General features: G+C 57.6%; 13 protein-coding genes and 3 pseudogenes. 10 read left to right on the plus strand and 6 right to left on the minus strand.

The features are described from left to right. Positions 1-543: 543 nt before the first annotated feature. Positions 544-913, minus strand: a pseudogene (locus tag GGE33_RS28095) (helix-turn-helix domain-containing protein); the annotation flags it as partial. Between the two features lie 45 nt (positions 914-958). Then, positions 959-1,771 (minus strand): class I SAM-dependent methyltransferase, encoded by an 813-nt coding sequence (locus tag GGE33_RS27145; protein ID WP_183830549.1) that lies wholly within the window; start codon positions 1,769-1,771, stop codon positions 959-961. A gap of 711 nt (positions 1,772-2,482) precedes the next feature. On the opposite strand from GGE33_RS27145, the gene GGE33_RS27150 reads away from it, so the two are divergent. Both GGE33_RS27150 and GGE33_RS27900 read left to right on the plus strand, forming a co-directional pair. Further along, a complete protein-coding gene (locus GGE33_RS27150) occupies positions 2,483-2,860 on the plus strand; it encodes a helix-turn-helix domain-containing protein (protein WP_246436512.1) in 378 nt (125 codons plus the stop codon). Between the two features lie 240 nt (positions 2,861-3,100). Further along, positions 3,101-3,214, plus strand: coding sequence for a VOC family protein (locus tag GGE33_RS27900; protein ID WP_343062706.1), 114 nt, complete (start codon positions 3,101-3,103; stop codon positions 3,212-3,214). A 155-nt stretch (positions 3,215-3,369) separates the two neighbouring features. On the opposite strand, the pseudogene GGE33_RS27155 reads toward GGE33_RS27900, so the two are convergent. The 3 genes and pseudogenes from GGE33_RS27155 to GGE33_RS27165 form a co-directional block, all read right to left on the minus strand. Continuing rightward, positions 3,370-3,951 (minus strand): annotated as a pseudogene (locus GGE33_RS27155) (PHP domain-containing protein); the annotation flags it as partial. Further along, positions 3,948-4,556 (minus strand): annotated as a pseudogene (locus tag GGE33_RS27160) (DNA polymerase Y family protein); the annotation flags it as partial. The pseudogenes GGE33_RS27155 and GGE33_RS27160, both read right to left, overlap by 4 nt. Positions 4,557-4,687: 131 nt before the next feature. Further along, positions 4,688-4,891, minus strand: a complete 204-nt coding sequence (locus GGE33_RS27165) for a hypothetical protein (protein WP_183830555.1) — start codon at positions 4,889-4,891, stop codon at positions 4,688-4,690. Positions 4,892-5,112: 221 nt separating this feature from the next. Here GGE33_RS27165 and GGE33_RS27170 point away from each other — a divergent pair, with 221 nt between their 5' ends. Together GGE33_RS27170 and dinB are read left to right on the plus strand one after the other, a co-directional pair. Beyond that, positions 5,113-5,322 (plus strand): hypothetical protein, encoded by a 210-nt coding sequence (locus GGE33_RS27170; protein WP_183830558.1) that lies wholly within the window; start codon positions 5,113-5,115, stop codon positions 5,320-5,322. Between the two features lie 166 nt (positions 5,323-5,488). Beyond that, entirely contained in the window at positions 5,489-6,580 is a 1,092-nt protein-coding gene (gene dinB, locus GGE33_RS27175; protein WP_183830560.1) for a DNA polymerase IV, read from the plus strand. A 269-nt stretch (positions 6,581-6,849) separates the two neighbouring features. On the opposite strand, the gene GGE33_RS27180 is transcribed toward dinB, so the two are convergent. Beyond that, positions 6,850-7,803: a 3'-5' exonuclease gene (locus tag GGE33_RS27180; RefSeq protein ID WP_183830575.1), complete on the minus strand. Its 954-nt coding sequence runs from the start codon at positions 7,801-7,803 to the stop codon at positions 6,850-6,852. Positions 7,804-8,161: 358 nt separating this feature from the next. Here GGE33_RS27180 and GGE33_RS27185 point away from each other — a divergent pair, with 358 nt between their 5' ends. From GGE33_RS27185 to GGE33_RS27210, 6 genes are all read left to right on the plus strand, one after another. Further along, a complete protein-coding gene (locus tag GGE33_RS27185; protein ID WP_183830564.1) occupies positions 8,162-8,533 on the plus strand; it encodes a hypothetical protein in 372 nt (123 codons plus the stop codon). Between the two features lie 359 nt (positions 8,534-8,892). Then, positions 8,893-9,309 (plus strand): hypothetical protein, encoded by a 417-nt coding sequence (locus GGE33_RS27190; protein ID WP_183830567.1) that lies wholly within the window; start codon positions 8,893-8,895, stop codon positions 9,307-9,309. 231 nt (positions 9,310-9,540) lie between these two features. Beyond that, on the plus strand, positions 9,541-9,762 hold the full coding sequence (locus GGE33_RS27195) for a hypothetical protein (RefSeq protein WP_183830581.1): 222 nt from the start codon (positions 9,541-9,543) through the stop codon (positions 9,760-9,762). A gap of 93 nt (positions 9,763-9,855) precedes the next feature. After that, positions 9,856-10,587 (plus strand): carboxylesterase family protein, encoded by a 732-nt coding sequence (locus tag GGE33_RS27200; RefSeq protein WP_183830570.1) that lies wholly within the window; start codon positions 9,856-9,858, stop codon positions 10,585-10,587. Positions 10,588-10,676: 89 nt separating this feature from the next. Then, complete coding sequence (locus GGE33_RS27205) at positions 10,677-11,363, plus strand: SDR family NAD(P)-dependent oxidoreductase (RefSeq protein ID WP_183830572.1); 687 nt, start codon at positions 10,677-10,679, stop codon at positions 11,361-11,363. Beyond that, positions 11,357-11,608, plus strand: a complete 252-nt coding sequence (locus GGE33_RS27210) for a hypothetical protein (RefSeq protein WP_183830573.1) — start codon at positions 11,357-11,359, stop codon at positions 11,606-11,608. The genes GGE33_RS27205 and GGE33_RS27210 overlap by 7 nt, the downstream gene beginning before the upstream one ends. Positions 11,609-12,060 lie beyond the last annotated feature (452 nt).

Below are 12,060 nucleotides of genomic sequence, written 5' to 3' on the forward strand. Positions count from 1 at the left end.
CAGTTCAAGCTTTCGGTTCAGACCTACCAGTCGACCGTTCGTGCGGTGAAGGCAAATGAAACGCCCGCGGCCTCGCCGGCACGCGCCCTTGGCCGCAAGCTGGCCGGCGCCTTCTCTGGCAACTCGGCTATCAAGGTCACGAACGACTGGCAGGAGTTCTGATGGGCCTCGGTACAGCCTTCCCTCGCGGCCGGGCGGTGCCGAATTGGGGCTCGACTATTCGCCGTAGTGGCGTCCTCATCAGCGCACTGTTCCGGACTTAGCTCCTCTTGAAAACGCACCCACCAGTAGGTGGGTGCGACAGATAAGCCATATTCCGTAGGTAGTTGGCAGAAGGGCCGTCATAGCATGTCGGACGGAGGCAGGCTCTTGCAACGGATCGTGCTGTGCGAAGCGCAGGATGATCTGATATCGCCTGTGCACAAAGTGGCTTCTCAAATCGGCTGAGTTTTAATGCAAGGTGCTTTTCAGGAACCGGCCTTGTGAAGCCCAGGCATTCGTAGATCGAGGCCGTTTTTGCGCTATTGTCGGCCCACGGATGTCTTAAATCACTACCCGTGCCCGACCCCTCCCTGTCATTTTCTCAACCCAGTTCCAAACGATCCGCTGCGCCGCCTGCGGCGTGACCTCTAGCGTTTTGGCTACCGTCCCAGCTGACACCAACGGCTTTTGCCATCCCCAGCTCGACCAGTTCCGGCAACTACCAGGACGGCACCTTCCCGACGATCAGCGCTCCATCAGATCAGCGCTCCATCATCTGCGTGCCGGCACCAGCTGGTAACGCTTTTTCATGCCGATCTCGGCGGCCGCCAAAAATCCGTGGCTGACTGTCAGGATCCGCGTCGCGCGATCGCAATGCCGATCGACGGTAAGGTTTTGAGGTCAAGGTTAGTGCCGCGAGATGGGCGCCGGTGGCGGTTCATCTACCGCAGGTCGCGTCACCCTCTGCAGCCCGCAGTTATGTTCGCGCGGTGATGACATGGGCGCGGACCTCGCCCTCGATCTCGCCCGGCCCGAACCGCTCCGCCAATGCCGAGGCAACTGCCTTTGTTACCGCCCATAGCTTGCCGGGTTGGCGCGCCTCGATCTCGCCGCTCAAAGGACTGCCCTGGCAATAACCGGCTGCCGCACTGGCAGCGCTCTCGGCGCGTGAAATCTTGTCGGCGGTTTCAACCTTGACTTCGGAGAAGCCGGCTTCGTGCAGCGTGTCGATGATCGCGTCGGTGTCAAAGTACCCATGCGGCGTGCGCTCCATGAACCGCGGTGGGTCGGCAGGAAACCGCTTCGCGAGAGCGTCGCTGACGGTGGTGACGAATGCATTCGCGGACACCCTGTCCCAAACCGAAAACAAGTAGCTGCCACCCGGCTTCAGGACCCGCCTGACCTCGCGATAGCCCTGCAATTTGTCGGGAAAGAACATCACGCCGAACTGACAAACGGCGACGTCAAAACTGCCGTCATCGAACGGCAGTGCCTGCGCATCGGCCTGTCGAAACGTTGTCTTCCCACCGCCTCTCTGCAGGTGGGCCGCTAAGTCGAGCATCGGCTGGTTGAGGTCAGTCGCTATGATTTCTGCGGTGTCGCCAAGCCGCGCCGCCAGCGCCCGGGTCAGCACGCCAGTTCCGGCGGCGATCTCGAGCAGTGTTTGCGGTTTCAGCCGCGCAACTCGGCCGGCCATCTCTTGCGCGTAAGGTTCAAACAGCATCGGCACCATGTGCTGCTGGTAGAGCGCCGGAATGTTGCCGGCAAACACCTTGTCCGCTTCCGTCATTGCGGCCTCCCCTCTGTGGCGGCATTATACGCCTGAGATGTCGGAGATGGAAGGCGATGAATTCCGCGCAGCGCTTGCGGGACTACACGCGGTCATCACGGCGCCGGTTCATTGCACGGGCAACTGGGATGATCATACCGCCAGGCAGCGAGCAAGGATTTTCGGCACGTTACACCTCATCTGATTCCGCCATATCTCGCGGATTTATGCGGCTCGCTGCCCAACACCGATCACTTCCTTAAGCTGCTCATGCAGGCGGACAACCATGTCTCGTCCAAAGCTCCGAAGGGTGGTTCTGGCAGCTTTGTCCATGTCTTCTGCTTCCAGCGCCGCCAAAAGAGGGAGTGAACGACGCCGTAAAACTCGTGTTGACGAAGGCGATCAGCGGATGCACGTGATCAGCCTCGCGCGTACCGGGCTCGAAGCTGATGCGCCTTTCGGGATCGCGTTGCTTCAGCCAACAGAGCGATAGCCATTGTTTCCGTGAGTAGAGGTCTGTCAGTTATGAGGAGTAGTGCCTCGATCGCTGCGTGCGTTGAGGTCAGCACGTAAAAATTCGCAGCCGTGCGCGGCGGTTGAACTGAAGCTTGACGACTGTGAGCAAAGGCATTCGCCTGTGGTGACGTTGGAACGAAATGCAGGCATTGTAAAGAGGCGCCTGTCGCTGCGATCCTCGATTTTTCCGCAGCCTGGCCACAATAGGGGATCGGAATGAACAAGGATTTGGAGCTGTTGCGCCGCCTTTTGCGCGCGAAGGACCACATGGACCGAGCGCCCCATCAAGTCTGGTCGGTCGCCCGGCTGGCAAGCGTGAGCGGCACGTCGGAAGCGCATTTCGCCCGATCCTTTCGGCAAGCCTTCGACACCCCGCCACATCGCTATCTGCTTACACGAAGGGTGGAGCGCGCGGCATCTCTTTTGCGAGATACGGAAATGGCCGTAACAGACATCGCCATGCAAGTCGGCTGGGAGAGCATTGGCACGTTTGGCCGGACATTCCGGGATATCATCGGCGAGTCTCCCATGGGAATGCGCCGGCGGCTGAGGGCGGAAGCAGGCTCGCTGAACCTGGTACCCCCCGCTTCATAAGCACGGCGGAGCGCCCACACCTGAAAATAGCAGTTTCGGAGAAGCGCCGCCGACTGAAAGCGGATAGCCAGAAAGGGTAACACGGAGACAAGCATGAAACATGGTGTTCAAGTCGCAGGCATCTATGTCAAGCCGCTGATCGATGAAGCGACCGCGCGCGGTCTCGAAGAGGCGATCGCAAAAGGAGCAATGCCACCATCGGATCACGTGGGGGAGGATTGCGTGAAGGCCTTCCATGGCATGCGGGAGCGGGGAGTCGAGTTTGTTCAGGAACCCACAGCCCAATATGGCTCGGTCGACGCAAGCTTCCGTGATCCTTTCGGGAACGGGTGGAAGCTGGTGCAGGTGCAATAAGCGCGATGCATCTGTCTTGATGCGTAAATCGTCCACTCATGGGAGAAATTCATGATCTCGCAAGAATCCAGACGCCGGGCGCACCGCAGTATCCTGCCAACACTCCCCATTGCGGCCAATTTGGACGCGATGTCCTTCGGTACACCGCCCCCTTCATCCTGTATGCGCCACTTGCCCGGCTCATGGAACAGCACGTCATTGGTGACCACGGTTTTTACCTGGAACCGCTCCGCCATGTTGGCAAAGTCGTGCAGCCGCATCTGGTCGTTCGGCCGCCGGCGCAGACAGATCGACACATAAGTACGGTCGCCGAACACATCGGCCAGTTTCCGCATTTGGAGAGCACAGGTATCATCGCCGTGATCAGGCACCATAATGCCTATTATTCTGTCCGAATAGGCGATCACATCGTCCCAATAGAGAATGCAGTTGTTCTTGCCGCCGCGGCTTTTTCCGAGCGTGATCAGTCGCGTCAGCCGGGAATGGGGGAGGCGATCTGTGGGATAAACCAGCACCCACATGCCGTCCTGCAGATCGAGCGGGCAGCCGACGACTAGACGCAAGCTGGTTGCTCGCGATGCTTCGAGCGCCAGGACAATCCCCGCGAGACTGTTGCGATCGACGACGCCAATCGCCTCGATGCCAAGCTCGCTCGCCTTCAAAAACAGCTCTTCAGCCGACGATGCGCCGCGAAGGAAGGAACAATGCGTAGTGACCTGCAGCTCGGCGTAAGTCATGCGCAGATCCCATGACAGAACCAGCGGTGGTCGCCTGTCTCTGGGTCGACACCGTCGCCGGCTCGAAACACCCAGAGCTGCGCGCCAGTTTCGCCCTCGATGACAAAATAGTCGCGCACCGCCTCCATCTCGGAACCGCGCTTCCACCACTCGCCAAAGACACGCTCAGGACTATCGGCGCATTTGACCTTGCGGCGCTTGCCGCGCCAGGTGATTGAGGCTGGTGGATGGTCGGGCATCAGTGCGATGACCGTGATCAGCTCGGGTCGCGGCAACAACCGGACAGGCCGGCGCCAGTGGCTGACCCAAGCCTTGGCAATGGCACAAGATACCGCGGCAATCCGTTCAACCGAGCGTTCAGGCACATCCGATGCAACAGGGGCGATGCGATAGACGCGCTGGCCGCGAATGCCATAAACGTCGATCAAGGGGGTAACATCGGTGGTTTCGTCCTCAACCAGCGACGAGACCTTCTGAACGTCACTGAGCGGCTCTGCCATTACGGCGACATCGCGAGCCGGCTTTGCCGTGCCGGCACGGATGGCCTGCCTCGTGCTATCGACCTTCTCGACGATGAGATCGGCGCGGCGCGCACCGAGACCGCGTTAAGCTCGGATGTGCGGATCGGATCGACCGTGGATACGTTACATGGCCGCTCAGCCAAGACTGCAGGCTAGTCCTGAATATGCTCACAGGCCATCGGGTACTGCTGATGAATAACCTGCTGGGTCGATGGTCAGATGGAGACAGGTTCCATGATCTGCTTCAGGTTCACGGGCGTGCGCACCCCGAACAGCCACCAGTTTACCAGTTCCTGAGCCATAGCCTCGGCTTGCGGAGCCTTGATGTCGAGCTCCTTTTCCTGGCACAGCTCATCCAGAACGCCCCGCAAAAGCGTCAGATCGTCGGAACCCAATACATCAAACGACGAGAAGACCATACTTTTACCCTGCCCACTACCTTTGTATCGAAGCCGGCGTGAGTGCATAGATGCTAAATTTAGCATTCATGTGTTCGTGTATGACGCGCGATTGAGTGAAATCTCATCTGCGCTGCGACAATGCATGCAATGGTGCTTCCCGTGATAGACGAGAGAACTGCGGCTGGGGTGTTAGGAATAGGTATTTTCCGGTTCACGATAATCTCGGATGGATTTATTTCGTGTCACAGACGACGGACTTTGTTGCTGAGCTGATCTACGCTGCCAATACGATCGACGATGTCATGCCATTTGAGCGCAGACGGCTGCTGGAGAGGAGCATGGCGATCGTCGCAGCTCAGCGAGAGCTCCTGGAGAGGCGTGGCAATATTGTTCCGCTCCAACCGGACTTCATGCAGGCAATGGCCAAGCTGGCGGAAATGCTGCTCTGACCGCCGCTGCCGTATGATCTTGCCCTGATTTGACTCTTTGCATGATTGTTCTTACTTTGTTCTTTCCTATGTGGAGAGGATACGGATGTGAGTTGGCTCAAACTCGATCCTGCAAAATCGCCGATGCCAGTGCTCGCCAGCCGCTGAGATCGCATCGAAGGACGCCATGACCTCTCCCACCACCCGAAAGATTATCCACCTCGACATGGATGCCTTTTACGCGTCGGTGGAACAGCGGGATAATCCCGAGCTGCGCGGTAAACCGCTTGCGGTCGGCGGTGCTGCGGCAAGAGGCGTGGTTGCCGCTGCCAGCTATGAGGCGCGGAAATTCGGTGTTCATTCTGCCATGCCGTCGGTCACTGCCGCGCGAAAGTGCCCCGAGCTGATCTTCGTAAAACCTCGCTTTGAGGTCTATCGTGCCGTCTCGCAGCAGATCCGGGAAATCTTTGCTGAATACACGCCACTGATCGAGCCACTGTCGCTCGATGAAGCCTATCTCGACGTGACCGACAACCTCAAAGATATGCCGATTGCGACCGAGATCGCGCTGGAGATCCGAGCGAAGATCAAGGCGGTCACCGGACTGAATGCGTCAGCCGGCATCTCATACAATAAGTTTTTGGCCAAGATGGCCTCCGACCTCAACAAACCGAACGGTCAGGCTGTCATCACCCCGAAGAATGGCCCGGCCTTCGTCGAGGGGCTTGCCGTCAAGAAATTCCACGATGTCGGGCCGGCCACGGCCGAGAAAATGCATAAACTCGGGATCGAAACGGGTGCCGACTTGAAAGCCCAGTCCCTGCAGTTTCTCTCACAGCATTTCGGAAAGTCAGGCCCTTACTTCTATGGCATCGCACGTGGCATCGATGACCGGCAGGTTCGGCCTGATCGAGTGCGGAAATCCGTCGGTGCCGAAGACACGTTCAGCCGAGATATCGACGATCTCGACCGCGCAACCGGCGAGCTGAAGCCGCTTGCAGACAAAGTCTGGACCTATTGCGAGGCCAAACGCATCTCCGGCAAAACCGTAACGGTGAAGATCAAATATTCGGATTTTACACAGGCCACCAGAAGCCGAACCGGCACCCTGCCTTTTACGACCGGACAAGACGTTCTCGATGCTGCCTCCGAGCTGCTGAAGACGGTCTATCCGTTCAGGCGTTCGGTGCGATTGCTTGGGGTGACCCTTTCATCGCTCACGGGCACCGAAGATAATGGCGACGGTCACGAGCAGCCGGAACTGGATTTCAGCATGTAAGGGAATACGAAAAAGCCTGCCGCGGGAGGAGGAGCGGCAGGCTTTTCGAAAAGAACCGAACAGCGACTGGGAGGAGGAGTGCCGCTGTTCACTCAGGCAACCTCGGGAGGAGGAGTGGGTCGCCTGAAACACGAAGCTCCGTGGGAGGAGGTACATCGCTTCGTTGGGATTGTTTATACAGCGTCCGGCGAAATGGGTTAGATAGCTCGCCGCAGTCCAGCCATGCGCCAGATGCGGATCTCCAACGTCGACTGCCTAATTTCGAACCGTTAGCCGCGAAACCGGTCGAAGGCGGTCAGGAATCTGGTCGGTGGATCCGCTTCCGGATAGCGGTAGATCTCGGTGCGCAGATAGTGAAGCTCGCCGGCCAGATCGATCTCATCCACCTCGATCCACCAGGATTTCGGCCGTCCTTCGCTGCCGTCCGACCATCGATAACCGCGCGCCTTGAGGTGATCTTTCAGATCGAATGGGCTGTTTTCCGCAAAGATGCGGACGCGGGATTTCTGGCTGTTGAGATACAGCTCCGCAAATGGAGTGAATGGATCACGATCGGTCTTTCGATCGAGGACTTCGAGCAGGGCGAAACAATCGTCGACCGCCCTGTGGCCCTCGTGGAAATAACCTGCCTGGCCGATCAGGTAGCCGAGCTTGGTGCCTTCAAAGCCCCGCGCCGACCAGTCGATCTCGGCGTTCGAACACGCCCACGCCTTGTCCGAAAATGCCGACGAAAAAACCTCACAGAACGGTCTGTCGAAACCGGCATTATGGGCAATGATGAGGTCGGCCGGCGCGACCATCGTGCGTACAGCCTTCATGTCGATCATCTGACCTGAAACCATCTCGTCCGTGATGCCGGTCAGCTTGGTGATTTCGGCCGGGATAGGTTTATTGGGTTGCTGCAGGCCACCGTAGACACCTGTCACATCACCAATCTCTCCTCGCTCGTTGAACGTGAAGGCAATCAGGCCAATCTCTATGATCTCTTCGTTGCGAAAATTGAGGCCCGTGGTCTCGGTGTCGAGGATGACGCCATTCGAAGGGAAACCGGGCCGGACAAACTCCGCCGTCTTGCGCGGCTCGAGCTTCTGCAGGATCCGATAGCGTCCGGTCGCGGCCAGATGCTCGACCATTTCCGCCTCCGTCATCTGCCGGGAGGTAGATCGCTCGCTCGAATGACGGAGCGCAGGCTCAGATCCAGCCGGCGGCTCGTCGGAAAACATATCGAACTGGGTGGGCAAATCTGATTGTCCTATCGCAGAATACGCGAACCGCTATCATGATGAGGGACCACAGTCATCCTGTGACATACACTCTGAAAGTCGAGCCTACGACTCTGGCTACACTTCTCCGCACCCGCGTTCTCCGGACAATATTGAATACCCGAGCCACCAGATCGTCTCCTATGGTAAGGCGACTTCACTTTCGCAGTTTCGGAAATTTTCGACACGAGGGGCGAATTCAGACACGGTAGCAACGTGACCTATCGCCACCTTACAAATTGACCACACCAGATTGACAGCCTTCCTGCTATCGGCAGATTTGTGCTCGGCGAATCTTCGCCGGGGTAATGGGGAAACTATGAAAACCAAAGTAATTATGCTGGCGCTCGCGCTGGCCCTGTCTGCGTGCGCAAAACGACCGGACGCGATCGTCCCTGCCGACATTCCGATGGCTGCCTATACCAATCTGTCGTGTGAGCAGTTGGCTCAGGAATATCTGAAGGAGCAGACCAGCCTCACCGCGGTCTCCAAGCAGCAACACGACGCCGCGAATGGCGACGCGTTCGGCGTGTTTCTGATCGGTGTGCCGATGTCCTCCACCTTCGGGGGCGACAAAGAGGGCCAGGTCGCGGTCGCGAAGGGTAAAGTGCAGGCAATCCAGTCGGCCATGATGAGCAAGGGCTGCAATGTGCCTGCAACTCCGTTGAAAAGCACCAAGAAAGCTGCCTGAAACGAAAGGCGCTTTCCGCAGACAGCGGGGGCGCAGAAATGCTGAAATACTGCCACCACTCTCGTGATTTTTGTCGAGATCTCGTGGGGACGAGTGTGGCCAGAGCATCAGATATGCTGCTCTGGCCGCTTCTCACGGAACGAATTCGCAAACGCGGTGTTCTACCCGCGTCGCGAGAGTAGCCCCCGTCCCCCGCACGAGTTTAAGTCCCCTCTCAAACTCACTCTCGCGACATCCATCCCCTCGGATCGCTTTTTTCCTTCCATGTTGACTCAACGTCAAAACGGAACATAATAAGAACAAATGGAGCCGCTTGGCGGCAGTCGCTCCCTTGCCCGCATATTCGCAAAGGAGAAGAGATGTTCACGATAGGCGAGGTGTTTCCTCTCGAAGAGGAGCCTGATCCAGACCTGCTTGTACAGATTGGCTGGAGGGCCGACCTTTACGACTTCGAATTCCTTGAAGCTGATATCTTAACCGATGAAGGCTCGACCGCCTCGTGGGTAGAGATCGCATTCAGTCGTCAGCTGGGCGGTGCTTTTGTTCTGTGGCGCAGCGGAGTGTCCGCGCTGGAAGCTGCGCGGAGCGCCAGTTATGGCTGGATTGAAGGCAATGACGTTGTCTCATTACCTCAAGGCATAGAGGCAAAAGCCAAAGCTTACGGCGCTCCCCTGGACGGCTACTATTTCGACACGCTGGAATTCTACCGAATGTATCCCGGTGAGTTTGGCAGGGGGAATAGCACCCAGCCGATAGCAGATTGCCCAGCGACATGAGCCTGCCTTGCCTCAAGGACTACCACGCTGAGAAGATAGACATGTCCTGCAGTCGCTGCGACAGACATGGTGTCTACGACCGTAAGGCGCTGGTGAAGAAGTTCGGCGCTGCCATCGAATTCGTCGAGCTGCGGCGCATCCTCGCGATTGGCTGTGATCGACGTGGGACCGACGGCTGTGAAGCCTGCTTTCCATGCTTGCTGACAGCAAACATTCTAATCGAGGAACGCCATGAGCGATGAAGGACGAACAGTCCGCTCAGGCGGGCATCAGATCGTTGAGCATTACTGCGAATTCGACGACTGCAAGGAATGGGGATGCTACGGCTTTGAGGAAAGCCGTACCGTCACGCGCTGGTTCTGCTCCGAGCACCAACTTCGCCTTTATCGCGGACTGCCTCGGCATGGTGAGGCAAGGCTCGCTGCAGCCGAGATCGCCGACATGCTGAGGTGAGTTTCCCACCAGGCCGGAGAATTGCGTGGACTGGGTTGTTTAAACGCAAGCGCATGTGCCAACTTAAACAATCGTCTAGGAGGAGATGAACAGATGAAACCATGGATTTTGTCTGCTGCTTTGGTTGCCGCGTTGGGAACGTGCACTGTTCGAGCGGTCCACGCCGAGCAAGTGGCGACGACATCGACAGCGGCCGTGAAGAGCGACCTCAACTACCTGATGTACACGCCGGATGGATATGAGGCATCGAAAGACACCTACCCGCTCGTCGTATGGCTCCATGGAGGGGATCAGGGCGGAAACGACATCGAGAAGGTCAAATCGAGCGGCATCCCAAAGCTGATCGCGGGTGGAAAGCAATTGCCGTTTCTTGTCTTTTCTCCTCAGAACCCGAGCGAGGAACTGCTCTATCCGATAGAAAAGGTGGAAGCGCCGCTTGAAGAGGTTATCTCGAAATACCGCGCCGATAGCTCCCGCATCTACGTCGTTGGCTATAGCCGGGGCGGGTTCGGGGCGTGGGCCTTGGCTGAGCAGTTCCCCGAAAAATTTGCCGCCGTAGTTCCTATCGCAGGCGGCGGAAACCGCCACTATCTGAACAGGACGAACGAGAAGGCTGCGTTCTGGGTCTTCCACGGCACGAACGATGACGTCATTCCGCTGTCGGATTCTGTAATCATGTATGAGCGCCTCAAGGCCCTGAAGCGTGACGCACGGCTCTCGGTCTTGGAAGGTGTAAGCCATTCTGACGTGGAAATGTCCGCTCTTAATGACCCGGAACTATGGGATTGGCTGCTGAAGCAACGTCTTGCGGTTGCCCCCAAATAGCTGCCCGCCCCTGTCACTGCTCTACGCGGCTCGGAAAGTTCGATGTCGATGGTCTTCTTTGGTAGCAAATCCTACAAGGACGGTGCCAATTGCAGTCTCTACCGATAGGTTTCCGCGCAGTAGTGATCGGCGCAAGCGGAGGAATTGGTTCGGCTATCTGCAGGCATTTGAGAGCACAGCTGAACGTTGGCGACGTCGTGGCGTTGTCTCGAAGCAGTGGCGGCCTTGACCTACGTGATGAGGGAACGGTTGCCGCTGCGGCTGAAAAGCTATCGGGGAAGGCATTGGATCTTATTGTCTGTGCGACTGGAGCCTTGACGATAGACGGCCGCGGGCCGGAGAAGTCCCTTCGGGAAATAGACCCAGACGCAATGCTTCGTCAGTTTCATATCAACGCAGTTGGTCCGGCACTCGTCGCAAAGCACTTCTTACCAAGGCTCAATCGTCAGAGCCGATCCACGGCGATTTTCCTTTCGGCACGGGTAGGCTCCATCGGTGACAACCGACTTGGTGGCTGGATTTCATATCGATCTTCAAAAGCCGCGCTCAATCAGATCGTAAGGACGGCCTCAATCGAGCTGTCGCGGACTCATCCTCAGGCAGTGATAGCCGCCATCCATCCAGGCACCGTGCAAACAGGGTTATCAGCCCCTTATTCTGGCAAACACCCAACTGTCAGCGCCGACGATGCGGCGGCGGCAATCCTGCAAGCTGCTGATTGCCTCAATGAGACTGGGAAATTCATCGCCTTTGATGGAAAGAGCATAGAATGGTGATGATGACCCTCGGCGACCTGATCGATCGATACCATCCCCATCTGCTGGATGAGACAGTCGGGGTGCAAAGAAGTTGGGAAGACACTTTCAAATACACCCTGAAGATCTACCCGAGGCACACGCCTCTTGAAGCGTTCGACCTTGATCGTCTGGCTGCCGAAATGACGGCTTCCGGCGTGAACCAGGCATTCGTGAATGGCTATATCGAGCGTTGGCGTCGCGTGATCGGGCACATCAGAGTTTGAAGGCCTTCCGCGACGCTAGACGTCGATCCTAGTCGACCGACACCTCAGGTATCCAAATTGCCGACTTCATGTCGCCATAAGGCCTCGCCCTTCCATCCAACACACAGGTGCCTACCCACGAACAAACCGCGGCATCTAACATGTCCTCGAACGCCTTCATCTCATATCCGCGACAGTCGAGAGGTGGCATAGGCAGCGCGGCCGCAACTCCCTCGATCCTCACATCCAACAGCCCGACAATCTGTGTCCATACTTCGAGTAGACGTTGCCGGCGGCCTGCGGGGGTGTCATCCGGCCAGTATTTTCCGGCTTTTCCATGCTTGTAGGGGAGCCTTTGGGCGGCGGCTGCCAGCTCGATGTTGATTGCCACTGAGAACTGACCCGGTAGTGGAGTGAACCCCTCGGGCTGGACCACAGGACAGGGAAAAACTGATACACTCTGCGGGCCTTAA

Origin of the sequence: Aliirhizobium cellulosilyticum (assembly GCF_014198105.1) — a bacterium.
In the GTDB taxonomy this organism is placed as follows: domain Bacteria; phylum Pseudomonadota; class Alphaproteobacteria; order Rhizobiales; family Rhizobiaceae; genus Neorhizobium; species Neorhizobium cellulosilyticum.

Bases quoted from the DNA above. Each gene is read 5' to 3' on its own strand.
- GGE33_RS27145 (WP_183830549.1), bottom strand. From the start codon at position 1,771: ATGACGGAAGCGGACAAGGTGTTTGCCGGCAACATTCCGGCGCTCTAC.
- GGE33_RS27150 (WP_246436512.1), top strand. From the start codon at position 2,483: ATGAACAAGGATTTGGAGCTGTTGCGCCGCCTTTTGCGCGCGAAGGAC.
- GGE33_RS27900 (WP_343062706.1), top strand. From the start codon at position 3,101: ATGCGGGAGCGGGGAGTCGAGTTTGTTCAGGAACCCACAGCCCAATAT.
- GGE33_RS27165 (WP_183830555.1), bottom strand. From the start codon at position 4,891: ATGGTCTTCTCGTCGTTTGATGTATTGGGTTCCGACGATCTGACGCTT.
- dinB (WP_183830560.1), top strand. From the start codon at position 5,489: ATGACCTCTCCCACCACCCGAAAGATTATCCACCTCGACATGGATGCC.
- GGE33_RS27180 (WP_183830575.1), bottom strand. From the start codon at position 7,803: ATGTTTTCCGACGAGCCGCCGGCTGGATCTGAGCCTGCGCTCCGTCAT.
- GGE33_RS27185 (WP_183830564.1), top strand. From the start codon at position 8,162: ATGAAAACCAAAGTAATTATGCTGGCGCTCGCGCTGGCCCTGTCTGCG.
- GGE33_RS27190 (WP_183830567.1), top strand. From the start codon at position 8,893: ATGTTCACGATAGGCGAGGTGTTTCCTCTCGAAGAGGAGCCTGATCCA.
- GGE33_RS27195 (WP_183830581.1), top strand. From the start codon at position 9,541: ATGAGCGATGAAGGACGAACAGTCCGCTCAGGCGGGCATCAGATCGTT.
- GGE33_RS27200 (WP_183830570.1), top strand. From the start codon at position 9,856: ATGAAACCATGGATTTTGTCTGCTGCTTTGGTTGCCGCGTTGGGAACG.
- GGE33_RS27210 (WP_183830573.1), top strand. From the start codon at position 11,357: ATGGTGATGATGACCCTCGGCGACCTGATCGATCGATACCATCCCCAT.